Annotated in this window: 26 protein-coding genes and 1 pseudogene; 14 read left to right on the top strand and 13 right to left on the bottom strand. The window is 44.4% G+C overall.

Annotated features, from left to right (window positions below):
- Positions 1-10: 10 nt before the first annotated feature.
- From FIU99_RS10215 to pheT, 5 genes are all read left to right on the top strand, one after another.
- Positions 11-811 (top strand): outer membrane lipoprotein-sorting protein, encoded by an 801-nt coding sequence (locus FIU99_RS10215; RefSeq protein ID WP_006962708.1) that lies wholly within the window; start codon positions 11-13, stop codon positions 809-811.
- An 8-nt stretch (positions 812-819) separates the two neighbouring features.
- Complete coding sequence (locus FIU99_RS10210) at positions 820-2,001, top strand: hypothetical protein (protein ID WP_006962707.1); 1,182 nt, start codon at positions 820-822, stop codon at positions 1,999-2,001.
- 191 nt (positions 2,002-2,192) lie between these two features.
- Positions 2,193-3,335: a GGDEF domain-containing protein gene (locus tag FIU99_RS10205; protein ID WP_006962706.1), complete on the top strand. Its 1,143-nt coding sequence runs from the start codon at positions 2,193-2,195 to the stop codon at positions 3,333-3,335.
- A gap of 220 nt (positions 3,336-3,555) precedes the next feature.
- Complete coding sequence (gene pheS, locus FIU99_RS10200) at positions 3,556-4,539, top strand: phenylalanine--tRNA ligase subunit alpha (protein WP_006962705.1); 984 nt, start codon at positions 3,556-3,558, stop codon at positions 4,537-4,539.
- Positions 4,540-4,557: 18 nt separating this feature from the next.
- Positions 4,558-6,963: a phenylalanine--tRNA ligase subunit beta gene (gene pheT, locus FIU99_RS10195; RefSeq protein ID WP_006962704.1), complete on the top strand. Its 2,406-nt coding sequence runs from the start codon at positions 4,558-4,560 to the stop codon at positions 6,961-6,963.
- Positions 6,964-7,138: 175 nt separating this feature from the next.
- On the opposite strand, the gene FIU99_RS10190 is transcribed toward pheT, so the two are convergent.
- The gene (locus FIU99_RS10190; RefSeq protein ID WP_099608026.1) at positions 7,139-7,885 is read right to left on the bottom strand and encodes an ion transporter; all 747 of its coding nucleotides are present in this window, start codon (positions 7,883-7,885) and stop codon (positions 7,139-7,141) included.
- A 64-nt stretch (positions 7,886-7,949) separates the two neighbouring features.
- A complete protein-coding gene (locus FIU99_RS10185; RefSeq protein WP_152472264.1) occupies positions 7,950-9,152 on the bottom strand; it encodes a low temperature requirement protein A in 1,203 nt (400 codons plus the stop codon).
- 298 nt (positions 9,153-9,450) lie between these two features.
- Between FIU99_RS10185 and FIU99_RS10180 the strand changes: the two genes are divergently transcribed.
- The 4 genes from FIU99_RS10180 (at position 9,451) to FIU99_RS10165 (ending at position 12,033) form a co-directional block, all read left to right on the top strand.
- The gene (locus FIU99_RS10180) at positions 9,451-10,035 is read left to right on the top strand and encodes an NAD(P)H-dependent oxidoreductase (protein WP_006962701.1); all 585 of its coding nucleotides are present in this window, start codon (positions 9,451-9,453) and stop codon (positions 10,033-10,035) included.
- Positions 10,036-10,045: 10 nt separating this feature from the next.
- Positions 10,046-10,612 (top strand): carboxymuconolactone decarboxylase family protein, encoded by a 567-nt coding sequence (locus FIU99_RS10175; protein ID WP_006962700.1) that lies wholly within the window; start codon positions 10,046-10,048, stop codon positions 10,610-10,612.
- A 75-nt stretch (positions 10,613-10,687) separates the two neighbouring features.
- Positions 10,688-11,344: a DsbA family oxidoreductase gene (locus tag FIU99_RS10170; protein ID WP_006962699.1), complete on the top strand. Its 657-nt coding sequence runs from the start codon at positions 10,688-10,690 to the stop codon at positions 11,342-11,344.
- 149 nt (positions 11,345-11,493) lie between these two features.
- A complete protein-coding gene (locus FIU99_RS10165) occupies positions 11,494-12,033 on the top strand; it encodes a redoxin domain-containing protein (protein ID WP_006962698.1) in 540 nt (179 codons plus the stop codon).
- 107 nt (positions 12,034-12,140) lie between these two features.
- Here the strand turns inward: FIU99_RS10165 and FIU99_RS10160 are convergent, their stop codons facing one another.
- From FIU99_RS10160 to FIU99_RS10145, 4 genes are all read right to left on the bottom strand, one after another.
- Positions 12,141-12,506: a helix-turn-helix domain-containing protein gene (locus tag FIU99_RS10160; RefSeq protein WP_006962697.1), complete on the bottom strand. Its 366-nt coding sequence runs from the start codon at positions 12,504-12,506 to the stop codon at positions 12,141-12,143.
- 154 nt (positions 12,507-12,660) lie between these two features.
- A complete protein-coding gene (locus tag FIU99_RS10155) occupies positions 12,661-13,245 on the bottom strand; it encodes an NAD(P)H-dependent oxidoreductase (RefSeq protein WP_006962696.1) in 585 nt (194 codons plus the stop codon).
- Between the two features lie 208 nt (positions 13,246-13,453).
- The gene (locus FIU99_RS10150) at positions 13,454-14,050 is read right to left on the bottom strand and encodes a tyrosine-type recombinase/integrase (protein WP_010451980.1); all 597 of its coding nucleotides are present in this window, start codon (positions 14,048-14,050) and stop codon (positions 13,454-13,456) included.
- Between the two features lie 263 nt (positions 14,051-14,313).
- Complete coding sequence (locus FIU99_RS10145) at positions 14,314-15,822, bottom strand: DUF3360 domain-containing protein (RefSeq protein WP_006962695.1); 1,509 nt, start codon at positions 15,820-15,822, stop codon at positions 14,314-14,316.
- 374 nt (positions 15,823-16,196) lie between these two features.
- On the opposite strand from FIU99_RS10145, the pseudogene FIU99_RS10140 reads away from it, so the two are divergent.
- Positions 16,197-16,331: pseudogene (locus FIU99_RS10140) on the top strand (hypothetical protein); the annotation flags it as partial.
- Between the two features lie 68 nt (positions 16,332-16,399).
- Here the strand turns inward: FIU99_RS10140 and FIU99_RS10135 are convergent.
- The 6 genes from FIU99_RS10135 to FIU99_RS10110 all read right to left on the bottom strand — a co-directional run bounded on the left by FIU99_RS10135 (position 16,400) and on the right by FIU99_RS10110 (position 20,207).
- Positions 16,400-16,906 (bottom strand): DUF2165 family protein, encoded by a 507-nt coding sequence (locus FIU99_RS10135; protein WP_006962694.1) that lies wholly within the window; start codon positions 16,904-16,906, stop codon positions 16,400-16,402.
- Entirely contained in the window at positions 16,903-17,631 is a 729-nt protein-coding gene (locus tag FIU99_RS10130; protein WP_006962693.1) for a metallophosphoesterase, read from the bottom strand. The genes FIU99_RS10135 and FIU99_RS10130 overlap by 4 nt, the downstream gene beginning before the upstream one ends.
- On the bottom strand, positions 17,609-18,241 hold the full coding sequence (locus FIU99_RS10125) for a queuosine precursor transporter (RefSeq protein WP_006962692.1): 633 nt from the start codon (positions 18,239-18,241) through the stop codon (positions 17,609-17,611). The genes FIU99_RS10130 and FIU99_RS10125 overlap by 23 nt, the downstream gene beginning before the upstream one ends.
- Positions 18,242-18,244: 3 nt before the next feature.
- On the bottom strand, positions 18,245-18,478 hold the full coding sequence (locus FIU99_RS10120; protein WP_129542190.1) for a hypothetical protein: 234 nt from the start codon (positions 18,476-18,478) through the stop codon (positions 18,245-18,247).
- A 73-nt stretch (positions 18,479-18,551) separates the two neighbouring features.
- Positions 18,552-19,058: a helix-turn-helix transcriptional regulator gene (locus tag FIU99_RS10115; RefSeq protein WP_021456021.1), complete on the bottom strand. Its 507-nt coding sequence runs from the start codon at positions 19,056-19,058 to the stop codon at positions 18,552-18,554.
- A gap of 276 nt (positions 19,059-19,334) precedes the next feature.
- Positions 19,335-20,207, bottom strand: a complete 873-nt coding sequence (locus FIU99_RS10110; RefSeq protein WP_039952527.1) for a LysR family transcriptional regulator — start codon at positions 20,205-20,207, stop codon at positions 19,335-19,337.
- Positions 20,208-20,313: 106 nt separating this feature from the next.
- On the opposite strand from FIU99_RS10110, the gene FIU99_RS10105 reads away from it, so the two are divergent.
- Genes FIU99_RS10105 through FIU99_RS10095 form a run of 3 tightly spaced genes read left to right on the top strand, consistent with a single transcriptional unit; the run spans position 20,314 to position 21,882 of the window.
- Entirely contained in the window at positions 20,314-20,994 is a 681-nt protein-coding gene (locus FIU99_RS10105; RefSeq protein WP_006962689.1) for a pirin family protein, read from the top strand.
- A 31-nt stretch (positions 20,995-21,025) separates the two neighbouring features.
- Positions 21,026-21,646, top strand: a complete 621-nt coding sequence (locus FIU99_RS10100; RefSeq protein ID WP_006962688.1) for an isochorismatase family protein — start codon at positions 21,026-21,028, stop codon at positions 21,644-21,646.
- A gap of 2 nt (positions 21,647-21,648) precedes the next feature.
- On the top strand, positions 21,649-21,882 hold the full coding sequence (locus tag FIU99_RS10095; RefSeq protein WP_039952525.1) for a hypothetical protein: 234 nt from the start codon (positions 21,649-21,651) through the stop codon (positions 21,880-21,882).
- A gap of 68 nt (positions 21,883-21,950) precedes the next feature.
- Here the strand turns inward: FIU99_RS10095 and FIU99_RS10090 are convergent, their stop codons facing one another.
- The gene (locus tag FIU99_RS10090; RefSeq protein WP_006962687.1) at positions 21,951-23,390 is read right to left on the bottom strand and encodes a sucrose-specific PTS transporter subunit IIBC; all 1,440 of its coding nucleotides are present in this window, start codon (positions 23,388-23,390) and stop codon (positions 21,951-21,953) included.
- A gap of 239 nt (positions 23,391-23,629) precedes the next feature.
- On the opposite strand from FIU99_RS10090, the gene FIU99_RS10085 reads away from it, so the two are divergent.
- Positions 23,630-24,619 carry a LacI family DNA-binding transcriptional regulator gene (locus tag FIU99_RS10085; RefSeq protein WP_006962686.1) on the top strand — a complete coding sequence of 330 codons (990 nt, stop codon included), beginning with the start codon at positions 23,630-23,632 and terminating at the stop codon, positions 24,617-24,619.
- Positions 24,620-24,876 lie beyond the last annotated feature (257 nt).

Raw genomic sequence — 24,876 nt, 5'->3', positions numbered from 1 at the left:
GGAATACACTATGAAACGTTCAAATTATTCATTGATCACATCGGTCGCGCTGTCTGCTTTGTTGACAATTGGCAGTCAGTCTATGGCGTTTGCCAACGCTGAAAAAGGTTTGGAAATTGCGACCGAACGCAAAGCACGAGATGAAGGCTGGGGTGACTCAATCGCAACCATGCAAATGGTGCTGAAAAACGCTCAAGGAGAGAGCAGTACTCGCGAAATGCGTATGAAGTCATTTGAAGTGGCTGATGACGGCGATAAAGGACTGACGATTTTCGATCAGCCAAGAGACGTCAAAGGAACGGCATTTCTCAACCACTCGCACACTATCGATGCTGATGACCAATGGTTATATCTACCAGCGCTTAAACGAGTTAAGCGGATTTCCTCACGCAATAAATCGGGCCCGTTTATGGGCAGTGAATTTGCTTATGAAGACTTGAGCTCGTTTGAGCTGGAGAAATACACCTTCACTTACCTCCGTGATGAAGAGTTCGGAGGGCGCAGCACTTTCGTTGTCGAGCAGATACCAACAGACAAAAACTCGGGTTACACCAAACAGCAAGTCTGGCTGGATAAAGCGCATTACCGACCAATGCAAGTTGAATTCTATGACCGAAAAGGGTCACTGCTGAAAACGCTTAAATTCGATGATTACCAGCTTTATCTAGATAAATATTGGCGTGCGCACACCATGGCGATGACGAACCATCAAACAGGCAAGAGCACGTTGCTTACTACTAGTGATCTCCAGTTTCAGACTGGTTTGAGAGCAAGAGATTTTGAGAAGAATATCCTCAAACGGGTGAAATAAGGATCGCTATGAGCAAAATATGGAATAAGACAGGTCGCCTCGCGGCCTGTGTATCACTGACGCTAGCTGCCTTACATTGCCATGGTTTCGAACTCTCAGGTCAGGTCAATCTTGAGCATAGACAGTTCTTTTCCGACGGACTTCAGGGGCAAGGTAAAGGTCAAAGTTCAATCGTCTTACAGCCTGAATTTTATTGGGAGATTGATGACAATTCAGATTTTACCTTCACGCCTTTTTATCGTTTAGACAGCGAAGATGATGAGCGAAGTCACGGCGACATTCGAGAAGCGCTTTATTTAACTTACTGGGATGACTACGAACTACGTGCCGGGATCGGAAAGGTTTTCTGGGGTGTTACTGAGTCTGCACATCTGGTCGATGTGGTGAATCAAACCGATGCGATTGAAGCGGTGGACGGCGAAGACAAGCTAGGGCAACCCATGTTGCACCTAACTTCAGTCAAAGATTGGGGAATTCTTGACGCGATGCTTCTTCCTTACTTCCGTGAGCGTACCTTTGCAGGCCAAGATGGGCGTTTGAGGACGACATTGCCAGTCTCAGAGGATGCGATTTATGAATCTTCTCATGAGGAGCAGCACGTTGATTATGCGGTGAGATACACCCAGATGTTTGGAGATTGGGATTTAGGGTTGAGCTACTTTCAAGGGACTAACCGCGATCCGTATTTCCGCCTTCAAGGGACTGACTTGAAGCCTTACTACGCGCAGGCGAAGCAAGTCGGCGTGGATATTCAAGGCATCGTAGGTGACTGGTTGTGGAAGCTCGAGAGTATCTATCGTGACAGTTTTGATCACCACATTGGGTTGGTTTCAGGATTTGAATACACCATTGTTGGTGCATTGGAAAGTGTTTGGGATGTTGGGCTTATCGCAGAGTATCTCTATGACAGTCGAGGTAACAATGCTCAAAGTACAGGTCAAAACGATGTGTTCATTGGTTCACGTTTCGAGCTGAACGATGAGGATGGTACCGAAATATTACTCGGATTCACACAGGATCTGGATAACAGTGATGTGTTCAGTGCTAAGTTGGAAGCGTCAAGTCGATTGACCAATCACCTTAAATGGCGAGTTGATGGGTGGTGGTTTGAGAATGACACACCTGACGACTTATTGTACTTTGCGCGTAAGGATGACTTCATTGAAGTGTCGTTAGAGTATTACTTCTAAGTGAGAGCTCAATAACACTTTTTAAACGTGATCTTTATTCCAAACTCTAGGGGGCTGATCCAGCTCCCTTTTTTGTATTTAAGTCCTTAGCATCGCTACATTCCTATGTAAAATCCATAAATCATTTATGGTTTTTATGCATCGTGCTGACAGTGCAATGTGATAAATATAATTCTGAAGGCTATTAGCGAATGAAGTCATTTCAATGGGATAACTGCTACGAAACCGGCTTAGACGATGTTGATGAACAACACCAATACCTAGTCGAGATCATCAATCGATATGGAGAGTTACTCACCAAGAATAATATGTCATTACAAGACATTCGCATGGCGCTGTTTGAATTATCTCGATACGCAGAATTTCATTTCAAGGAAGAAGAAGCGCTCATGCATTCGGTAGGGCTTCACCCCGCTCATATTGAAGGCCATATCAAAATACACCGTGCTTTTATGACGGATATTATCAGCATGCAGGCGTTCATCAGTGATGAAAACAAGAAAGCTTCTGAGCAGTTGTTTAACTTTCTGATTCATTGGTTGGCTTACCATATCCTTGGCATTGACCAGAATATGTCTCGTCAGGTTAAACAGGTTCAGGCGGGTGTGGATCCAAAGACCGCTTATGAGCGCGAAGAGAAGAAACAAGACAGCTCGACGGAGCCGCTTCTTAAGGCGCTTAATGGCTTGTTCGAACAGGTTTCTGACCGAAACAAAGAGCTGCTGGAACTGAATCAGTGCTTAGAAGATAAAGTGAAAGAACGGACTAAACAGTTATCCAAAGCGAATAAGCAGCTTGAAGAGCTATCTTTAACTGATCCACTCACTCAGCTTCCCAATAGACGCTGTGCTATTCGCAAACTGAAAGCATACTGGCATGAGTCAACCCTCAATCAAGAGCCTTTGGTGTGCATCATGATTGATGCTGACAACTTCAAACAGGTGAATGACAGTGCGGGGCACGACGCAGGCGATCGCTTGCTGGTGGAGTTAGCTCAGACGCTAAATGACTCATTTCGCAGTGATGATCTGGTGTGTCGTCTTGGCGGGGACGAGTTCTTCGTCATCTGCCCTAATACTGACGTCGAAGGAGGCGCGCATGTGGCGGAACAAACGAGACAAATTGTTGCTCAAATGCGTGTGCCCGCAGGTGATGACATCTGGTGTGGCAGCATTAGTGTCGGTGTGGCAGAGCGTACCTATGAAATGAGAGATTTCAACGATCTCATTAAGGGGGCAGATAACGCGGTCTACAAAGCCAAATCGCAAGGACGCAACTGTGTTGCGACGTGTGAGCAACCGCTCCATTCCTCTGCCTATGACACTTCACGCTAGCGTCTAATTTACCCAGTTTCCTCGTCGATACAGACCCAAATAGCTGAGCTTAATGAACTCGAACAATCATTAAGCTGTTTTTTTACCCAAAGAGAGGTCGAATCCCGATTTCAGATTGGATTTAGACCTCGCTTTCGTTACTATGTACAGCTATTTGAAAATACCAAAAATCCCTCGCGGGAACCCTTATGGAAACTACCTAAAGGTAGATGAGGAAACGATGCAACATCTAGAAGAGATCATTGCTAATGCGGGCGCAGCAATTGAAGCTGCTGATTCGCTAGTCGCACTTGATGAAGTGCGTGTTCAGTATCTAGGTAAGAAAGGTGAGCTAACGGCTCAACTTCAAAGCCTAGGTAAACTACCACCAGAAGAGCGCCGTACTGCTGGTCAAGAGATCAACAAAGCAAAAGGTGCAGTTCAACAAGCGATTGCCGCACGCAAAGACGCACTGCAACGTGCAGAGCTAGAAGCGAAGCTGGCTGAAGAAACTATTGACGTGACTCTACCGGGGCGTCGTATCGAGAACGGTGGTCTTCACCCTGTGACTCGTACAGTTGAGCGTATTGAACAGTTCTTTGGTGAGCTAGGCTTTAACACTGAGTCTGGTCCTGAGATTGAAGATGCATTCCACAACTTTGATGCACTAAACATCGCAGAAGATCACCCAGCGCGTACTGACCACGACACGTTCTTCTTTAACCCAGATCTAATGCTACGTACGCACACGTCTGGCGTTCAGATCCGTACGATGGAAAATGGTAAACCACCATTCCGCTTCATCGCACCGGGCCGTGTTTACCGTAACGACTACGACCAAACGCACACGCCAATGTTCCACCAAGTGGAAGGCATGCTAGTAGACGAAAACGTAAACTTCGCACAGCTAAAAGGCATCCTGCATGACTTCCTATGTAACTTCTTTGAAGAAGAAGTTGAAGTTCGTTTCCGTCCTTCTTACTTCCCGTTCACAGAGCCTTCAGCAGAAGTAGACGTGAAAGGTAAGAACGGCAAATGGCTTGAAGTTCTAGGCTGTGGCATGGTTCACCCGAACGTACTTCGCAGCGTAGGCATCGACCCTGAGAAATACTCTGGCTTTGCATTTGGTATGGGCGTTGAGCGTCTGACTATGCTTCGTTACGGCGTAAACGATCTTCGTGCGTTCTTCGAGAACGACCTTCGTTTCCTAAAACAGTTCAAGTAATCCAGGGGAACCATCACTATGAAATTTAGCGAATCTTGGCTTCGTGAGTGGGTAAACCCTGCGGTATCGACTGACGAACTTACACACCAAATCACAATGGCGGGTCTAGAAGTAGACGACGTACTACCTGTTGCTGGTTCTTTCACTGGCGTTAAAGTAGGTAAAGTGGTTGAGTGTGGTCAACACCCAGACGCTGACAAACTACGCGTAACCAAAGTAGATGTTGGCGCTGAAGAACTTCTAGACATCGTTTGTGGCGCATCTAACTGCCGCCTAGGTATCAAAGTTGCTGTAGCGACTGTTGGTGCTGTTCTACCAGGCGATTTCAAAATCAAAAAAGCAAAACTACGTGGTCAACCATCACACGGCATGCTGTGTTCATTCTCTGAGCTAGGCATCGACGTTGAATCTGATGGCATCATGGAACTAGCAGAAGACGCTGCAATCGGTACTGATTTCCGTGAATTCCTAGGTCTTGACGACGTAACAGTAGACGTAGACCTAACGGCTAACCGCGCTGACTGTTTCAGTATCCGTGGTATGGCGCGTGAAGTTGGCGTTCTAAACCGTGCAGACGTGACTGAGCCTGCGGTAAACCCAGTTGCTCCAGCGATTGACGACACTGTTTCTATCGAAGTGAAAGCACCTGCTGCATGTCCACGTTACCTTGGCCGTGTAGTTAAGAACGTAAACGTTCAAGCTGAAACACCACTTTGGATGCAAGAAAAACTGCGCCGTTGTGGTATCCGTTCTATCGATCCAGTAGTAGACATCACTAACTTCATTCTTCTAGAGCAAGGCCAGCCAATGCACGCATTTGATCTTGCTAAGATTGAAGGTGGCATCGTCGTTCGTATGGCAGAGCAGGGCGAGAAGCTAACTCTTCTAGACGGCAACGAAGCTGAGCTAAACGCAGATACTCTAGTTGTCGCAGACCACAACAAAGCACTTGCTATCGCAGGTATCTTCGGTGGTGAAGAGTCTGGTGTAACCACTGAGACTAAAGACGTACTACTTGAGTGTGCGTTCTTTGCACCAGACCACATCCGTGGCCGCGCGCGTAGCTACGGTCTACATACAGATTCTTCAATGCGTTTTGAGCGTGGTGTCGATTTCGCACTACAAACGAGCGCAATGGAGCGTGCAACAGAACTTCTTGTTGAGATCTGTGGCGGTGAAGTAGCCCCTGTTGTTGCTGAAGAGTCAGAAGCTGACCTACCAAAAGCAAACACAGTGTCACTACGTCGCACTAAGCTAGACAGCCTACTAGGTCACCACATTGCAGACAGCGATGTTGTTGAAATCCTAGAGCGTCTTGGCCTAACAGTATCAACAACTGACACTGGTTGGACAGCGACAGCACCGACATGGCGTTTTGATATCGCAATCGAGCAAGACTTAATTGAAGAAGTAGGTCGTATCTACGGTTACGATAACATTCCTAACCAAAACCCAGCGGCAGCACTTAAGATGCACGACCACGTTGAAGCGAACATTCCGCTAAAACGCGTTCGTAACCTACTAGTTGACCGTGGTTACCAAGAAGCAATCACTTACAGCTTCGTTGAGCCAGAGCAGCAAAAGCTTGTTGTTCCAGGTGTTGAGCCGCTAATTCTGCCATTCCCAATCTCTGCGGATATGTCAGCAATGCGCCTAGGCCTAATTCAAGGTCTACTAAACACTGTGGTTCACAACCAGAAACGTCAACAGCCACGCGTTCGTCTATTCGAATACGGCCTGCGTTTCATCCCATGTGAGTCTGCTGAAAACGGTATGCGCCAAGAGCCTATGCTTGCCGGTGTTATCGCAGGGACTCGCAGCGAAGAGCACTGGGACATAGAAACTAACACGGTTGATTTCTTTGATCTGAAAGGCGATCTAGAAGCGGTTCTTGAGCTTACAGCAAACGAAAACGCATACTCTTTTGCTGCGCTTTCGGCTGAAGATAAAGCAGCGAACCCAGCACTTCACCCAGGTCAATCTGCAGCAATCATCGTTGATGGTAAGCAAGTAGGTGTAATCGGTACCGTTCACCCAGAACTTGAGCGTAAGTTTGGTCTAAACGGCCGTACTATCGTATTCGAAGTGGAATGGTCTGCAATCAACACTAAAGTGATTCCAGAAGCGGTTCAGCTTTCTAAGTTCCCATCAAACCGTCGTGACATCGCGGTAGTTGTTGATGAAGCAGTAGCCTCTGGCGACATCGTTGCAGCGTGTCTAGAACAAGGTGGTGAGTTCCTGAAAGATGCCAAGCTGTTCGACGTATACGTTGGTAAAGGCGTTGAAGAAGGTAAGAAGAGCCTAGCAATTGCGCTAACACTACAGTCAGTAGAGCGTACGCTTGAAGATGCAGACATCGCTGGCGCGGTTGACGCAATCGTTGCTCACGTATCTGATAAGTTTGGTGCATCGCTACGCGACTAATCACTACTGATTAGATAGAAAATCAAAGGCCTCGCATAGCGAGGCCTTTTTGTTTGGGGCGATTAAGGAGCTAGGGTGTTAGCTCATTAGTGGACAAAAATGAGTTACGAAAAATTGAATATTAACAACTCATGAATAACTACAAGTATGGTAAGTCTAGCTGCAGGATAGCAGACTACTCATTTCTTTCAGTTTGCTTTTTTAGTATTGATTTCAATTCCCGAACCTCTGCTTTGAGCTCATGCACCTCTTCTAAGATCTGAACCTCCATCTTACGCTCGTTAGAAGTGTCCATGATCCACGAGGCGAGAACCGCGGTAAAGCTACCAAACATACCAACGCCAGTCGTGATTAAAACAATGGCAACAATGCGCCCTTCTAGAGTCACAGGGAAAAAGTCACCGTATCCAACCGTCGTGATGGTGACGAATGTCCACCAAAACGCATCACCAGCGGTGTGAATATTGGCACCCGGCATTTCTTTCTCAAGATAGAGAATATAAATAGAGCCAAACACCATCATCATCAATGAAGTCACCACCATAAAATGCAGTGACGTGGACGCTTTGTTCTCATTGATTGCATGAGAAATCATAGAGATAGATTTGATTGCACGGATTAGGCGAAACACACGAATCAAACGAGCAAACTGGTTCATCTCCATTAACGGAATACAAGAGATAAGGTCAAGCCAGCCCCATTTCATGTATTCAAGCTTTGATGGCGCAGCACGATACTGCTGCACAAAATCGATAAAGAAGATCATGCAGATAAAGGTATCTACGTAAATCAATATCTGAAGAATTTCAGGCGGTAACTTAAAGATAAGTTCAATGGTTAATGAGACCACAACAAACAAAGACAGTATTAAGACTGCCAATTGAAAGCTTGTGATTTGTTCCGGTACTTTTGGTCGATACATAATGGCAATCCAGTGAACCGCAAAGTAGACTGCCCTGCGGTTCAAACAAAAGGGCTTAATCGAACTATTGCTCAGCTTCTTCAGTCAGGGTTTTAAATGCAGTTCTCACAGGAATGAGGATCTGAGAGAACAATGCTGCTCCCCATACGACATTGGCTACAATTGAAGGAACAAACGACACAATAGCAAGCGTCACAAAGCACAGCGCAATACCAATATAACGAACTTTAGCAGTAGCAAAACGATGGGCCGTGCGAAGTTCAATAACGTTTTGAATCTGAAGCAAGCAATACAGGTATGTCGCCAAGCCTAAACAACCAATCAACGCATATTTGAATGGGTATTGATCCATAAAGCTAATCTTCACTTCCGCTGACAGTGCAACACCTATCATGACAGCAGAAAGCATCAAGAACAGGTGAGCGACCGTCCACTTGATGAATGTTTTCGGCTCATTATCACGCGGCTTGCCATTACCAACAAAATCAAAATAGATCCAACATAAAACGAAAATAGAGAGACCACCAAATGCGTAATTAACAAACACATCGCCAACCACATCATCGATGCCCTTTTCTGCAAGAGTAATGACAAGCTTAAAAAAGCCCTCGCCAGCAACGATAAGTAGTAGCAGTACAAAACGTTCCGCCATATGTCCAAAGCGCGGTAAGAATCGCTTGCTGTAAAGTACGCCAACTTTTGGCGCGACATACAACGCAGCTAAAACCACCATCCCGGCAGCAAAGACCATGTAGCTATATGGCGCAGGGAGAAACGCACTAATAAAGAAGATGACTGAGCCAATAGCAAAGTTTCGTGACATGCGACTTGGTAGAAAAGTCTCACTATCTTCGACCGTTTTAGCCCTGAAATAGAGCAGTGACATAATCGCTCGGTTTATCGCGTAACCTATAGCAAAGTAAGCCCAACCAGCACCATCAATATGCACTATCGCTGATGACATGATCATAATGGTGATAATCTGCGCCGCCATAATGTAACGGTGCTGGACATCGGTGCTGACATAAATGGAGTTAAAAAGGCTTAAGTCAAACCAGGCAACCCAGATCACGGTAAACAGTGCAGCAAAAATGGCAAAACCACCAAAGCCAAGATGATGACTTAAGAAGTTCCCAAGAACAAAAATCGATACCACATGGGCTAAATCGTAAAAAAGCTCAATCCAATGCACATGATCATTGCTGCTATCTGCATCAAGATGATGTTTTGGTTTACGCCACAATGGGTGTTTTTGGGATAAATCCATACAGTTATGTCCTATAGGTTAGTACTCTATTCTGTTTATGTGGTTTATTATTGTAACCTCCTGCGATATTTCAAGTAGTATCCTTTTGGTAACCTATTTCTGCTTATCTATGCCTGCCCTTAACCCTTAAAAAATAAAGTGCCTATTAAACATCAACTTACTGTCAATTTTGCTGAAATTTATAGTGGTTACTAAAAGTTAACTAGTTGTAGTCTAATTCTAGGTAACCATAATAAACCGCAAGACAGCGAAATCATTATTCGCTCTGTAAACATCCAAATATTGAAGGGTTAATATCATGAGTAACGTTCTAATCATTAACGCACACGAACCATCTCCATTTTCTGAAGGCAAACTAAATGCGGCTTTAGTTGAGAAAGCTCGCACCCAGTTAGAATCAAAGGGCCACGAAGTTTGTGTAGTTACAATGCAAGATGACATCGTAGTTGATGAGCAACTGGCGAACTTTGAATGGGCAGACCGAGTGATCCTTCAATCACCTGTCAACTGGATGACCATCCCATGGTCTTTCAAGAAATACATGGATGAAGTATTCACTGCGGGGATGGGTGGTGCGCTATGTGCCTTTGATGGCAGAACGCCAGAAGAACCAAAGAAAAATTATGGAACAGGCGGGACTCGTACAAATACGAAATACATGCTTTCTTTCACATTCAATGCGCCAGAAGAATCATTCAATGATGATAGCGAATACCTATTCCAAGGTTGTAGTGTTGATGACTTGATGTTCCACATGCACGCAAACTTCCGCTTCTTTGGCATGTCTGCACTGCCAACCTTTGCTTGCTACGACGTTATGAAAAACGCAGACATTGAGAACGACTTTGCTCGCTTTGAAGCGCACCTAGACGCTAACTTCTAAGGAGATAACCATGAGCACTGAGTTTACTTGTTACAACGCCGAAACCGCACCTGAAGAGTCTAAAGCTCTGGTAGAACAGTCTCTTAAAGGCTTTGGCATGCTACCCAATCTGCACGCAGTTCTTGCTGAAGCACCAGCGACGTACGAAGCATACAACACGGTTTTCGAACTGTTTATCAAGAACACAACATTCAGCCCGCTAGAGCAGCAGGTGGTCTTCATGACAGCGAACTTTGAGAACAACTGTCACTACTGCGTTCCGGGTCATACATGGATGATGAAAGCAGGCAAAATGCCAGATGAAGCGATTGAAGCGCTGCGCGAAGGTACTCCAATTCCTGATGTGAAGTTACAAGCGTTGCATGATTTTACCAAAGAGCTGCTTGATAACCGTGGTCATATTGGTGATGAAAGACTGCAAGCCTTCCTAGATGCAGGTTTCACCAAGCGTCAAGCACTTGAAGTATTGACGGGTTTGTCTGCAAAGCTTATCTCGAACTTCACTAACGCACTGGCACATACTGAACCTGATGCGCCATTCCAAAAATATGCGTGGACGCATCCTAACGAGCGTTAATCTAAATCAACAGCAATAACACCACTCAAGTACTGTTTGCGTAACGCCTACAGTACTTTCTAATAAGGAATCATCATGAGTAATATGATTAAACTAGACATTATTAGTGATGTCGTTTGCCCTTGGTGCATTATTGGTTACAACCACTTACAAGCCGCTATTAAAGAGCTTGGCATTGAAGACCGCATCGAGATTGAATGGCAACCTTTTGAGCTCAATCCGGATATGCCTGCTGAGGGAGAAAACCTTCGTCAGCACGTTGCACGTAAATATGGCAGTAGTGTAGAGGAAAGTAAAAACGCGCGTATTCGTATCGCCAGCATTGGCGCGGAGCATGGCTTCAAGTTTAACTACTTTGATGACATGAAGATGGTGAACACATTTGACGCACACCTTCTACTTGATTACGCCAAGAGTTTGGGCAAGCAGACTGAACTAAAAATGCGTTTATTTACCGCATTTTTCAGTGAGCAGAAAGACGTCTCTGACCGCGAGATTCTCAAGCAAGAGCTAATCTTTGTAGGCCTTGACCCTGAAGAAGGAATGCGCTGGCTAAATGATGCGGAGCAACGTAGTGCGATACGTAACGCAGAGAAACAATGGCAGCAAATGGGTGTTTCAAGTGTGCCAACGGTCGTCTTCAACCGTGAGTCTGGCGTTTCTGGGGCGCACCCAGTTGAAGGTTATAAACAAATCCTATCTGAACTGATGGCTAAGGCGGATGCAGAATAATGCTTTGCCGTTTTCATCCAGACGAGGTAGACATTCTCACGCCCATAACTAGGTTACTAAAAGTATACCAGTTGCAACTGGTTTCCTAGTGGCTTATCTTTTTATCTACTTTTATCTACTTAGTTGTAAACCCAATTCAAGGAGTCGAGATGACATACTCACAGAAGCTCAAAGCCGGTGACACTTTCCCTACATTAGAAGCAACAACCTTGGATGGGACCAAAGTTACGCTAGGTCAGCCTCTAGGTGATGCAACATGGCAAGCGGTGTTTATCTATCGTGGTAAGCATTGCCCGCTTTGCACCAAATACCTTAACGAAATTGAGACTCACAAGCAGGCCTTCAGCGATGCAGGCGTTGATATTTTGGCTGTCTCTGCCGATTCAAAACAACAATTAGAACAACATCTAGAAAAGCTCGATATCAGTTTCCCTATTGCTTATGGTCTAAGTGAGCAACAAATGAAGACGTTAGGGCTTTATATTTCTCTACCGCGTTCAGAAGCAGAAACTGACCATAACTTTGCAGAGCCGGGGCTGTTTGTCGTCAATGAGCACGGCAATGTCCATGTAGTTGACCTATCAAACAACCCATTTGTAAGGCCAGAGCTTGGCGCATTAACTCGCGGTCTAGCCTGGATTCGTGATCCAAATAACCATTACCCAATCCGAGGAACGCTAGACTACTAAGTCTCAAACCTCACAAGGCAAGAATGAAAAAAGGCAATCTAGTAACAGGTTGCCTTTTTGTATCGGTTGTTCAGTGATTGTTTGAACCAACACTACATAGCCGAACATCATTTAATCTGAATATTGTTACTTTCAGACCACTTCCTCAATTCATCAAGAATTGTCAGAGCGCTTGTGCCAAACTCAGTCAGCTCATAACTCACCGCTAGTGGCTTGTCATTGATCACGCGACGTACCACCATATTTTCACTTTCTAGCTCTTTTAGGCGTTGGTCAACCATCTTCTTACTGGCTCCGCCCAACATTCTTGTAAGATCATTAAATCTGACTGGGCCGTCTTTCAGATGATAGATGATGGAACCTTTCCACTTAGAACCCAAGATCCGCATGCCTTTTTCTATCGCACAAGGCTCAGAGCAGGCATCGATAACATTTTTACGCCCTCTTGGATCTACTTCTACTCTTGCTTTCATACAATCTCACAAATCAAGAAACCAGATAGCAGGGGTTCATTCATTGAAAGAAGCCACAAGTCCCTAGTTTAAGTTTTACACTATAGTAGCACTATGCGCTGATTGAATTAAGTTCTCAGTAGAGGCAATTAGCGACCCCTGCTGGTCTTGTTAATTAAAATAGCTCATTAAGGTGCGATTCAAAGCGTGCAAAGTCATTTTCAATATCGCCATTCTTCATCACGTCATAACAAGCGAAAGTCGGCAATGCTGACATACCAAAGAAACGAAAGTTAGCGTGCATGTGGAACATTAAATCATCCACACCTTTACCTTGGAATAAGAATTCATCTTGATCATCAAAAGATTCTTTTGGTGCGTTGAATGTCAGTGAAAGCATATATTTGGTGTTAGTACGCGTGCCACCTGTACCATAGTTCTTAGTTGGCTCTTCTGCGCTACGACCATCAAAAGCACACAATTCGCCGCCCATACCAGCAGTGAATACTTCATCCATATATTTTTTGAAAGACCAAGGGATCGTCATCCAGTTTACTGGGGATTGCAGAATAACACGATCAGCCCACTCAAAATGCGCTAACTGTTCATCAACGACCCATTCCTCTTGCATGGTTACGATACGAACTGAATGACCTTTCTGCTCTAATAATGTCGCCGCTTTATCTACCAAAGAAGCGTTAAGTTTACCTTCTGAGAATGGTGATGGTTCGTGGGCATTGATGATAAGAACGTTACTCATAGCTAATTACTCCGCAAAAAATAGATTGGATACACAAATGAAACCCTCGTATCTTGTGTCTTGCGGTATATATTAGTTACCTGATATTGGATTACAATTAGTATACTTTTAGTAACCTACTCTTAAGAGTATATGGAATGACTCATATAGGGTCACAGACTGTCAGAGACTAGCTAATTGGAACCCTAAGAAATAGGGCTCCTTTCAACTAACAATCAGTGTCTTCTGAAAGTAATAATGCATCTTCTAGTTCAACACCAAGATAGCGAATCGTGTTATCTACCTTTGTATGTCCCAGTAAAAGCTGCACCACTCGAATGTTTTTCGTTTTTGCATAGACTAATGTAGCTTTGGTTCGCCTCATTGAGTGAGTACCATAAAGATGAGAATCCAACCCAAGATCTGATGCCCACTTTCTGACTAGGGACCTATAGTACGAATAACTAATTGGTTGTTGCTCTCGTCTTTGGCTTGGAAAAAGAAAATCGCTGGCGTCTAAAGCAGAAATCAAAATCCATTTCATTAGACTTTGTTGAGTTCTTGTAGTTATTTCAAATTGAACTTCAATGTCTGTTTTTCGTTGAGTATGCTTAGCACGACTGAATATCCTACCTTGAGAAGATACATCGCAAACCCTGAGCGAGAGCAAGTCACTTGCTCTAAGTTTGCTATCAATAGCTAAGTTAAGTAGCGCAAGCTGCATCAAACTATTTTCAATCTCTAGTCTGGTTCTGATCCGCCAAATTTCCTCAAGCCGAAAAGGCTTTTTGACGCCACTTCGTTTTGTTTTGTTGAAAACCACCATAATGACCTCCTCCTTATTTGGTCATCACGATTGTAGTTGGAAGGAAATGGGCAAAACTGATTGTATAATTAATCATTAGTAAAAGTAGGTCACTAGTGATGCAATAAACAAGTCAATATTGTTGCGCTAAGTAACTTTGGGGCAAAAATGATTTGGCTAGTCATCACCTCAGAAACCAAAGGCCTCGCTATTGCGAGGCCTTAGTTTTTACAGATATAGCCGAGAGGTTAAATACCCATTGGTTTTAACTCGGCGTCTAGCGGTTAGCGAAAGCTAGGGATAATCGCAGGAATCCCTGGTAGAAGCCCAACTAACGCCATCACACTGGTTAGCACCACAAACATAATGCCAGGCAACACCCAACGGCTCATTTTACTCAGTTCACCGCTACGTTCTTTACAACCGACTAAACCTAAGTTGTCTAACAGCATAGTGAGCGACCAACCAAATGCAGGGTTTACTAGCGCTGATGAAAACACAACGATTGCGGCAGATTGAGTGGTTTTCCCTTCGCGCGTCATTTCCATGCCAGCTTCTAGCAATGGGACGAATACACCAACGATTAGTGCAACACAAAGTACAGGTTGCCAGATAGCTAAATCCATCGGGTAGCCCCAAATTGCGGCGATGATACAAAATAGCGCCGTCAGCAAAGCACCCGCAGGAATAGGGCGTTTAGCTATTGCTGCTGGCACGATGTAAGTCCCCCATGAAGAGGTAAAGTTAGTACCACCAAGAAGAGAACCAAACGTCTGACGAATAGAAGCCGTGGTCATGGTATCGTCAATGTTCATGTGTACTTTTTCCGTACGTTCCGGGTAGCTGATTTTTTGAAAGACTTGATGCCCTAAGAAGTCCGGTGACCACATAGCCACTGCTAAAATCGCAAACGGCAATACCACCATGAAATGTTCAATTGTCGGTAGGCCTAGCATCCAACCTGTATTCTCCCCCCACCAATACATAGGGTTCATGTTAGGTAAACCAGGCTCGGTTTGGAAAGAAAACGGTGCGCCCATAGCAAAAGCTAACGTGCCACCCAGCAAGCAACTAAGAGGTACTGCTAGCCAACGCTTACGGAAATGTTCCAATAGCGCATACAAAATAATGGTACAAAAGATCACAACAAAAGCGATGTGACTCATACCAATTCCTTCAGCCCAGGCGAATAGCTTTTTGACTTGAGAAACGGTCCCAACAAAGCCTAGGTAGAGCAATAAGCCACCGCACACACCTTTACTGGTGAGATTTGCCAGCATGCTGCCACCTTTACTGATGGCCAACAATAAGCCAAACGCGCCAATCAGCAAGCCAAAGGCCATCGGGTGTCCGCCAGCGGCAACAACAATCGGAATCAAAGGGATAAGTGGTCCGTGTGTACCTGCGAGGTTAGCGGTTGGCAGTAAAAAACCAGAGAAAAGAATAATGAACACTGAAGCGATAAGTAATTCATAACGAACATTTTCTAGAATAAACCCTTCGTTTAGCCCTAGAGCTCCGGCAAAGGTTGCTGCAATAGCGCCCACCATTACCACTTTACCAATGGTCGCCGCCATTGCTGGGATGGTGTCTTCAACCTCAAATCGATAATCTTTAAACGGCAAATTTGGGCGCCAGCGTTTAGGCGACATAATTTGCAATTCGTGCTCTAGGTACTGCTCTCGAGACTCAAATTCAGAGCTTGGTTTGTGTTGTTGTTCATAAGTTAGTTGATCCTCATTGGGTTGAGGCTTATCTGTTCTTATATGTGTGGACTCTAAAGTACTGCTCATTTTGATTCCTTTCGTTCACACTCTGAGGTGTGTTGTTCCAACAAACGTAATTTACTCCCGATATTAAGAGGTAGCGGAGTAGTTAGTGTTTGCTACAAAGAATGCGACAAATCTCTATTAGGTGTAACTTGAGTTATTATCAAAAAGTGAAGATGACTGACTAAGAATAGGGTCGGAAACAAGCAAGAATATCGTTGGTATTGGTGTAAAGAGCTTGAGGTTCACTATTAAAGATAAAGAACAAGTTACCCTATAAATAAACGCAATTATTGAAGTTGTTAGTACCTTAAACCAAACTGAAAAAAACAAATAGTCTCAGTGAGTTAGACATTAGTCGTAGAGTTAGCCTAAAGTATGAAGAGGTTAGATTTTAAGGTAAGAAGAGCCTAGCAATCGCACTGACGCTACAGTCAGTTGAGCGTACGCTAGAAGATGCTGATATTGCTGTTATGGTTGACGCTATCGTTGCTCACGTATCTGAGAAGTTTGGTGCGTCACTTCGCGACTAATTACTTGTGATTAGATAGAAAAAACCCTGCTCAATCAGCAGGGTTTTTTTATTGCTATTAGTAATGAACTAGTCGTTATTTGGCCTTGGCATCAGGACATAAATCAACGTCAGAATGATAAACATAGCGAAGGTGTATGCCTTCATCTGGCCATTCCATGAGTTTGCCCACATCGAGAACCACTCAGCGCCAACCACGCCAAAACCGAAATACCACACACCTAAAGCGACGGTGACACCGGCTACATAGAAAGCCTGACCTTTGGAGAATCCGGCCGCTTCACGTTTGAAGAACATAATTACCGCGCCGACAACGCATAAAGCGCCCGCAAGGAACTCAAGTGCGATGATCAGATTGTAAAACACAGTGTGAAGTGTCGGAGAAGTGATCGCACGTCCATACAGATTATCGCCTGTAAAAAATGCCTTCATTTGGTCCATAGCCAATACGTGTTGCACAAATTGGAAGTTTGTATTGTAGTCAATCACATTGTTATAGCTGACCAGTACGCAGAATACCCCCACATACATCGCGACAACGGCTTTCGAAATATCGAGAACCAAGCTTAATCTCATAGCACAACCTCATTTACAGTTATTGTTTGTTTTGAAATAGTAAATTTGTTCATTCCGATACGCTCACTTCGATTGTATTCAGGAATGGAGTGATCAAATCCATAAGCGGTTGCTGGCGCCATGTACTGCGTAACACCTTCTTTGGTGCAGGTAATATGATCATGGCCATGACCACAAATAACTTCTCTGACGCCAGATTGCTTAAGGATGTTGAATATCTGTTGGTCGTTCTCAAGGCAGATGGCCTTCATCCACTCTGAGCCAACACGAATGACAGGGTGATGTACGACCACAATAGGTTTTTTTTTCTTACGGATTTGCTTTCTCAGGTGAGCGATACCGCGATTGTCTATTCTGCCTGAGCCGAGAGGGTGCTGAGCATCAATAGGTTTCTGACTTGAGTCGAGGAAGACGAAATGACGCCCTGCAATCTCACATTGATCCACCACCTGAATCAAAGAGCCCTTCAGCTCATCTTTCATCAAAACGATATCATCATGGTTACCTGCAATGGCATAAACCTGTTTTTTGCTATCAACGTGCTGGGAAACAAAACTCAGCAGCTTTGTATAATCGCCTGATTTAGGGCCACAGCAGATATCACCGGTCAGCAGAATTGTGTCGCAATCACTATCAGCATTTGCAACATTCAGCGCCTTCTCAAGGTTTTGAAAGCTCGACTCATCGCTCAAATGGCAATCGCTAATTTGAAACACAGTACTCATGTTTGTTCCTGATCAGGTTAATTATTAAGAGGGTTGGCCCCAGCAGAACCAGCTGTGCAACCAGCTTTTTAATGCTCGCCCAGAACATAATGTCCATCAGTAGGCTGCTTGCTTTAACACCCCAGAAAGCCAGGATGAGGAAGAGGTTTACATCCGCGAGTGCGACGATTAGCGTGGCCAACGCAATTCTGATTGCGATGCTTTCAATCTTCAGTGAGTTAAATAGCACACCAAACAGGAACATTGAGACGAAGTAGGCACACAATGAGGATAAGTAAATTCGGTAATTACTGAGATTGTAGATTAGGTCAAAACTCTTGTTGTAAGTCGACTCGGCATTGACACCGGGCAGAATCGCCGCAATGTACATCAGGCTGATAAACGACAGATAACCGAAATAGGCAAAGGTAATACATTTGAAGTACACGTCCGGAGAACGCGTCGCCATGATGATGGAAGAGAAAAGGTAAACAAACGGGTAGGTGAAGAATCCCGCCGTAAGATGGATGCCGAAGAATTCAACAGCTTTTGCTGCGGCCATGTTTGAAGCAGTTAGGAAACAGAACAGCCCTAGAGTCGCGAGCATGGTCGACTTTTCTAGTACGTTCATTGGTTATTGCTCCATTTGGTGATAGATGGCGACAAAATTTTCATTACTAATATCGAGTTCTTGTCTGATTGAAGGTGTAAGCAGGCTTTTCATCGTCACGGTCACTGGAATATCAGATATTTCCATTTCGATGGTTTTTTCCTTTACATTGATAGCGCGGATCCGCTTGTCGGAAATAGAGTATTTTCCGTTGTGAAGATCGACGTCGTGTTTATCAATATAAGCGTGTCGAAACATCTCTTTGTCTATAAAACCTACCAATCCATCGATAGAATAGAGTCGAGAGCGTTTTTTCCTTATTTTGAAGAAGTTATATTTTGACATTCTTTAGTTGCATTATTGGATAATCATTCTTGTGAATTATTCTATTTGAAGAGATAAATAGAAATTTATTATCTTCTTCAATGGCTTTTCTCAAGACAATTTCACCAGTTTCTGTGAGGCAAATATAATGATTTTTGTTTTTCAAAGGGGGAGTGAATTTTTCAAAAATCAACTGGCTACTTTTGGGTAAACTATCAATAAGGTGGTTGTTTTTAATGAAAACATCGACACCTTCATGCTGGGACAGCCTGACTATTTCAGGGTGCAACGAGTCAAAATGATGAGGTGCTGCTGCTTCATCAGAGAGGTCAGAAAAGGTAATGTTGTAGTAATCACAAATCTTTCCAACCGTATCGATTGTGGGGTTACTATTCTTGCCGGAATACAGGCTATACAGCGTGCTATACTTAATGCCCATTTCCTGAGCGAGGAATTTCACACCACCTGTGTCATGCTTACTTTCTGTAATAAGCCTTATTATCTTATCTATCATCTACTAGTCAACCAAACGTGATTTAATTCATGCTTGTAATTCATTAAAATAAATTTCTTTGATTTATTTTATTCTAATGTGTAATTTTTATTTGTTTCCCGAGAATCTAAATGTTTTTAGACTATTAATCCAGAGTTAATTATCAGTTAATTGAGCTGATTAAAGTCGTCACCTGTTTAATCGGGAAATAATTATATTATTGCCAATTATATTTTTCTTATTTGGAATCATAGCCCGCCTAAGGCGGGCTTTTTTCATTGCTTTGCGGCTGGAAAATCACAGAGCTTGCGAAAGATGAGTCAATAATGCCCGAACTTTAGGCGTCGAACCTCGATGACTTGGGTAGAGCGCATACAAATCGACAGGTTCGAATTGCCAGTCGGGAAGAATATTAATGAGCGTACCTTCCGCAAGCTCACGCTTCGCCATGTACTCGGGTAATTCTGTGATTCCCAAGCCCTTTATCGCCATTCTCATCAGCATAGAAAAGTCGTCGCAGCGTACATTTGGTTCAAATCTCAATGCCGTTTTTTCTACTCCGCAACGTAGATGCCAATCGGGGCTGCGCTCTTTTGCGCTCATCAGCATTAGTGGATGTTTTAGCAGGTCACTGGGCGTATTGATCCTGTGTTTTGCAAAACTTGGCGCGGCATAAAGGCGGAGATTAATGGAACACAACTTCTTAGCGATCAGCCCCGAGTCTGGCAGATCTCCAACTCGGAATGCTAGGTCGTAGCCTTCCTCAATGAGATCAACACGTCGATTCGTTAGGCTGAGATCGAGTTCAACATCCGGATAATGTCGACAGTACTCGGCAAGGTGATCGCCTAGTAATGACTGGCCAACACCAAGAGATGTACACACCCTAAGGCGGCCTTGAGGCTTCTCCAGCATAGATTCCACCGCACTGCCTGCGGCTTCATATTCTTCTTTGATTCGTTTGCAATATTGATAGTAGCGCTGACCGATTTCAGTCAGATGCAGTGTTCTCGTTGAGCGTTCCAGTAGTCGCACACCTAATTGTGACTCTAACCGAGTAATTTTACGGCTGATGTTGGATTTCGGTGTATTCAGTGCTTCCGCTGCCTGAGTAAAGCTACCTCTCTCTACTACTGTCGCGAACACCATCAGATCATTAAGGTCAGTCATTTGTTATCAAATATTGAACAGTGTTGTATCTGAATGAATATATATCAATTTTAGGCAACAAACTAATCTAGCTTCATCACTTAACGAGATAACCAAGGATTGAGCGATGGAAATTTTGACACTAGACCAATTACCACAAGGCGGATTCGCTGGGCTTAAAGAGAAACAGGTAGTGACAGATTACCGTGTGTTTGGTGCGCGCAAACGTCCCGAAACCGCGAATGGGATTGGCAACTTCGTCTATCTTGCTGACGCTAACTTCTTGCCACATGGCGAGACCGGTATGCACCCTCATCACGAAATTGATGTCATCAGTGTGATGGCAAAAGGTCGAGTAAGCCATGGAGGCTCACTAGAACATGGTAAAGGTTTGGTCGCAGGTGAAGCACAAGTGCAGCGAGCTGGTGGCGAAGGGTTTGCGCATAACGAAGCCAATCCAGATGACGAACCCAACCAACTGATTCAACTCTGGGTTCTACCGGAAACTAAAGGCGAACCAGCAGGTTACAAAGCCTATACCCCTGAAATCAACGTTCGAACACGTATCTATGGTGGAAGTAAAAACCAGACGGAGACCTTTGATAGCCACACGGTGATCGAAATGGTTCAGGCGACAGAAGGTTACCAAACAACACATAACGGTGAGGTCTTGGCCTACCTAAGCAGCGGTGAAGCACGCATCAACGGTGAAACGATGCAGGCCGGAACTTTGGTTAGAACAACAGAGCTGGATTTCGTCGCTCATAAAGACAGTCAGCTTATCCTGATTTTTACCGAATCTTTTTAATTAAATAGACACAATAAGTGAGGAAGTGACCATGACTACAAAATACTCTGAATTCTTAACAGCAGACAACTCTGTATTAGCGATGATTGACCACCAGACTGGCTTGATGGTGGGGCTTGGTGATGAACACCCGACTGTGCTGAAAAACAACATTGTCGGCCTGACCAGAACAGCGAAAGCGATCGGACTGCCTTCAGTTGTAACGGCAAGTTTACCAGAGGGTCCAAATGGTCCTGTGATGCCAGAAATTACCCAAGTACTTGGTGAGGAAGTGATCGAACGTGAAGGGCAAATCAATGCCTGGGATAGCTTAGCGTTCAAGCAGGCGATTGAGAAAACAGGTCGTAAAAAGATCATCATGGCGGGTATCGTAACGGATGTATGCCTACTTTTCCCTGCACTGTCAGCAGTCGAAGAAGGTTACGATGTCTACGCAGTGATTGATGCATCTGGCACGTGGAATAAAACGGTTCAGGAAGTGACGATACAACGACTGACTCAGGCTGGTGTGAAAGTGACAACATGGGCTTCAGTTCTGGCTGAGCTAATGAACGACTGGAGAAGTGAGCACGGTGAAGCGTTAGGTCAGGTTTTGGCTGAGCACACCACCAAATACGGTTACGTGATGAACAGCTATTTCGCAAGGGGATAATCATGAGTGGCGAGCGTAATGGTTCGCCACCCAATCGTCATTGGGTGGCGTTATATACTTTTATTATTCTTTTACCATTGGTGTTTTTTATTCCAGCCTGGGTACAAAACCATGTCACTGAGCATCCGTTTGTGATGACCTTTGTTTCAGTTGGAATCATTGTCCCTATAGTGTCCTATCTGGCGTTACCAATGTTGATAAAGCTACACATTCGAGTGGGGAGTACTAAAAAGTAAAATACCCCGCCTGAGGCGGGGTAGGAGTGAGCTAAAAACATATTTTAGCTACGGGGGACTGCTCTCAGCTATGTTGTTGCAGCGTTGCCTGACTCTTGGCCGGAGCGAGCACCAAGAACTAGTGTTAGAGCAAACGCTATAACGAATGAAATAGCCATGCCTGTGACATAGTAGCCTAGCTTGTCAGGCACAATCGAAATCACGCCAGGTAGACCTGCAGCACCTAATGCCTGAGCTTTGACGTTAAACAGAGTAATAAATGCACTGGCCGATGCCGCTCCGATAATCGCCGCAATAAACGGATAACGCAGCTTAAGATTGACACCAAACATGGCTGGCTCGGTAATACCCAGTAGAGCAGTGACACCCGAAGGCATTGCAATTCCTTTAAGTTTATTGTCCTTAGTGGTAAAGCCAACCGCCAATGCTGCAGCACCTTGTGCGATGTTAGACATGGCAGCGATAGGGAAAATAAAGGTGCCGCCAGTGACTGCAATATCGGCGAGCAACTGAGTTTCAATTGCGATAAAGCTATGGTGCATGCCGGTAATCACAAACGGTGCGTAGATGAAGCCGAACAGTGCGCCGCCAATGAAACCAGCAGAATCGTATAGCCAGTTCAGACCATCGCCAAGCAAGAAACCAATATCACGCGTGATTGGACCAACCAATGTAAAGGTCAGGAAACCTGTGATAAAAATCGCCAGCATCGGCGTTAGGAGGTTATCCAGCACAGAAGGAATCACCTTGCGTAGGCCATTTTCAACCTTGGCAAGGATGAAGGCAGAAACCAATACAGGTAGAACTGATCCTTGGTAACCGACTTTTTGGATTTCGAAACCAAAGATGTTCCATGTCGGAATCGTCCCAGCTACGCTTGCTCCACCGAATCCCCAGCCGTTCAGCAGATCTGGATGCACCATCAGCATACCTAGAGCAGCCCCGAGGAACGGGTTTCCACCAAATTTCTTACTGGCAGAAAACGCTAATAAAACAGGAAGGTAAACAAAAGGTGCGTTAGCGAATGTGTTGATCATGCTAGCGAGATCAGCAAGCCCCGGATTGGCATCAATCAGAGATTGACCATCAATGAAGAGGCCTTTCGCTGTCAGTACGTTGAACAGACCCATCAACAGACCACCAGCAACAATTGCAGGGATGATAGGTACGAAAATGTCGGATAAACCTTTCACTGCACGCTGAATGATATTCTGTTTTTGTGCACCCGCACTGGCCACATCGTTGGTCGACATGTCTGCCATGCCCGTCAGCTTCGCCATTTCAGCGTGTACCTGATTAACAATGCCTGAACCAAAAATGATTTGATATTGTCCAGCAACTTTGAATTGGCCTTTGACGCCATCTAAGTTGCTGATCGCTTCTTCATTGATGATTGAATCGTCTTTCAGTGCAAGGCGCAGTCGCGTCGCGCAGTGGGCGAGTGCTTGAAGGTTGTCTTTACCTCCAAGTAACTCCAGCAGCTCTCTGGCAATTTTTGGATAATTCATTCCAAACCCCGATTATTATTTTGCTAATAATTTATAGTTCAAAAAGGCAGTAAACTTTTCTGGGGAACGTTTGCAAAATGAATTCTTCTCTATCTGTCAGTGTCAGTCAAAGGTTAATAAAAGGTAATGTGAGTTGGATCGGCTAAACTTTTTTGCTAAACCGATTGGGCGAAGTGGAAATTCCGTCAGATTCTGGTAACTTTTGCAAACATTCCCAATAACTTAATGAAGGCATAGACATGGCAAGCCTGCATGATGTCGCCAGACTGGCCGGAGTATCTAAATCCACAGTCTCTCGTGTGATCAACAACGAGTATGGTGTAAAAGAAGCGACCAAGTTGAAAGTCATGAAAGCTGTCGACGAAGTGGGCTATGTGGTCAATCAAGTGGCGAAAGATCTCAAGTCACAGAAAACCAATTTGGTGGGTGTCATTGTGCCGCGAGTCTCATCTAATGCCACGTCTCAAGGTGTTGATGGCCTAAGCCGCATATTTGAAAAGGCAGGAAAGCATGTTTTGCTGGCCAGCACTCAGCAATCTGATTCGAAAGAGATCGAGTTCATTCGTTTATTCAATCAAAAACGAGTGGAGGGTATTGTTTTGTATGCGACACACATTGACACTCAGTTGGTTGAAGCCATTTCTCAGTCTAGAGCTCCGATTGTTTTAATTGGCCAGGATGGCTCATTGTTTAATATCCCGAGTATTGTCCATGATGATCTGCGTGTAGGGTACGAAGCAGGAAAGCGTTTGCTCAATGCTGGGTGCGAAAATATCGGATTTATTGGAGTAGCGGATTCAGACCTCGCCGTAGATAAACTGCGTTCTGATGGATTGAAGCAAGCGCTTACGATGCACAGTGAACAAGAGTTATTGTTCCATTGTCACGGAGAGTTCAGCATTGAATCTGGTTACGCCAATATGCGGCGTCTTATTAAAGAATATCCTCAGGTTGATGGTGTTTTTTGTGCAACTGACCGAATTGCCATTGGTGCAATTAAAGCACTGCAGGAAGAAAACATAGTGGTTGGTGAGCAAGTTAAAATACTGGGAGTAGGTAATGATGAGCTTGGTTTTGTTGTTTCTCCAAGTTTATCGACGTTTAGTTATCCATTTGATAAAGCAGGAGAAAGTGGTGCGGATGTGCTGCTTGAATTGATAGAGGGTAAACCTCAGGTGATGAGTAAAGTTGTACTGACTTTTCAGAATATACAGCGCGAAACCTGCTAGCCTTTCCACGCCTGAACTTCGTTTTAGGCGTTTTTATTCCCACATATGAAAATCCTCTCATTATATAAGATCACACTTCTATAGATATTCGTGATGAGTATTCTGTTTTTATAATTATTTTCGGGAACGTTACCGAAAATGTATTTATAGTCCACTCACTATCACTGAGGTGAAGTAAATAAATCGAGAACGAGTATTGAGGTTTATATACCTAAAATTCGACGGTTCGCATTGGTTGTGAATTAACTGGGAACGTT

Source organism: Vibrio sp. THAF64, assembly GCF_009363455.1.
Classification (GTDB): Bacteria; Pseudomonadota; Gammaproteobacteria; order Enterobacterales; family Vibrionaceae; genus Vibrio; species Vibrio coralliilyticus.
Note: the sequence above shows the minus strand (reverse complement) of the source record. Positions and strands in the feature narration are given on the sequence as shown.

What these genes read in the sequence shown, in the direction of transcription:
- FIU99_RS10215 (WP_006962708.1), top strand. Translation starts at nt 11, where the DNA reads ATGAAACGTTCAAATTATTCATTGATCACATCGGTCGCGCTGTCTGCT.
- FIU99_RS10210 (WP_006962707.1), top strand. Translation starts at nt 820, where the DNA reads ATGAGCAAAATATGGAATAAGACAGGTCGCCTCGCGGCCTGTGTATCA.
- FIU99_RS10205 (WP_006962706.1), top strand. Translation starts at nt 2,193, where the DNA reads ATGAAGTCATTTCAATGGGATAACTGCTACGAAACCGGCTTAGACGAT.
- pheS (WP_006962705.1), top strand. Translation starts at nt 3,556, where the DNA reads ATGCAACATCTAGAAGAGATCATTGCTAATGCGGGCGCAGCAATTGAA.
- pheT (WP_006962704.1), top strand. Translation starts at nt 4,558, where the DNA reads ATGAAATTTAGCGAATCTTGGCTTCGTGAGTGGGTAAACCCTGCGGTA.
- FIU99_RS10190 (WP_099608026.1), bottom strand. Translation starts at nt 7,885, where the DNA reads ATGTATCGACCAAAAGTACCGGAACAAATCACAAGCTTTCAATTGGCA.
- FIU99_RS10185 (WP_152472264.1), bottom strand. Translation starts at nt 9,152, where the DNA reads ATGGATTTATCCCAAAAACACCCATTGTGGCGTAAACCAAAACATCAT.
- FIU99_RS10180 (WP_006962701.1), top strand. Translation starts at nt 9,451, where the DNA reads ATGAGTAACGTTCTAATCATTAACGCACACGAACCATCTCCATTTTCT.
- FIU99_RS10175 (WP_006962700.1), top strand. Translation starts at nt 10,046, where the DNA reads ATGAGCACTGAGTTTACTTGTTACAACGCCGAAACCGCACCTGAAGAG.
- FIU99_RS10170 (WP_006962699.1), top strand. Translation starts at nt 10,688, where the DNA reads ATGAGTAATATGATTAAACTAGACATTATTAGTGATGTCGTTTGCCCT.
- FIU99_RS10165 (WP_006962698.1), top strand. Translation starts at nt 11,494, where the DNA reads ATGACATACTCACAGAAGCTCAAAGCCGGTGACACTTTCCCTACATTA.
- FIU99_RS10160 (WP_006962697.1), bottom strand. Translation starts at nt 12,506, where the DNA reads ATGAAAGCAAGAGTAGAAGTAGATCCAAGAGGGCGTAAAAATGTTATC.
- FIU99_RS10155 (WP_006962696.1), bottom strand. Translation starts at nt 13,245, where the DNA reads ATGAGTAACGTTCTTATCATCAATGCCCACGAACCATCACCATTCTCA.
- FIU99_RS10150 (WP_010451980.1), bottom strand. Translation starts at nt 14,050, where the DNA reads ATGGTGGTTTTCAACAAAACAAAACGAAGTGGCGTCAAAAAGCCTTTT.
- FIU99_RS10145 (WP_006962695.1), bottom strand. Translation starts at nt 15,822, where the DNA reads ATGAGCAGTACTTTAGAGTCCACACATATAAGAACAGATAAGCCTCAA.
- FIU99_RS10135 (WP_006962694.1), bottom strand. Translation starts at nt 16,906, where the DNA reads ATGAGATTAAGCTTGGTTCTCGATATTTCGAAAGCCGTTGTCGCGATG.
- FIU99_RS10130 (WP_006962693.1), bottom strand. Translation starts at nt 17,631, where the DNA reads ATGAGTACTGTGTTTCAAATTAGCGATTGCCATTTGAGCGATGAGTCG.
- FIU99_RS10125 (WP_006962692.1), bottom strand. Translation starts at nt 18,241, where the DNA reads ATGAACGTACTAGAAAAGTCGACCATGCTCGCGACTCTAGGGCTGTTC.
- FIU99_RS10120 (WP_129542190.1), bottom strand. Translation starts at nt 18,478, where the DNA reads ATGTTTCGACACGCTTATATTGATAAACACGACGTCGATCTTCACAAC.
- FIU99_RS10115 (WP_021456021.1), bottom strand. Translation starts at nt 19,058, where the DNA reads ATGATAGATAAGATAATAAGGCTTATTACAGAAAGTAAGCATGACACA.
- FIU99_RS10110 (WP_039952527.1), bottom strand. Translation starts at nt 20,207, where the DNA reads ATGACTGACCTTAATGATCTGATGGTGTTCGCGACAGTAGTAGAGAGA.
- FIU99_RS10105 (WP_006962689.1), top strand. Translation starts at nt 20,314, where the DNA reads ATGGAAATTTTGACACTAGACCAATTACCACAAGGCGGATTCGCTGGG.
- FIU99_RS10100 (WP_006962688.1), top strand. Translation starts at nt 21,026, where the DNA reads ATGACTACAAAATACTCTGAATTCTTAACAGCAGACAACTCTGTATTA.
- FIU99_RS10095 (WP_039952525.1), top strand. Translation starts at nt 21,649, where the DNA reads ATGAGTGGCGAGCGTAATGGTTCGCCACCCAATCGTCATTGGGTGGCG.
- FIU99_RS10090 (WP_006962687.1), bottom strand. Translation starts at nt 23,390, where the DNA reads ATGAATTATCCAAAAATTGCCAGAGAGCTGCTGGAGTTACTTGGAGGT.
- FIU99_RS10085 (WP_006962686.1), top strand. Translation starts at nt 23,630, where the DNA reads ATGGCAAGCCTGCATGATGTCGCCAGACTGGCCGGAGTATCTAAATCC.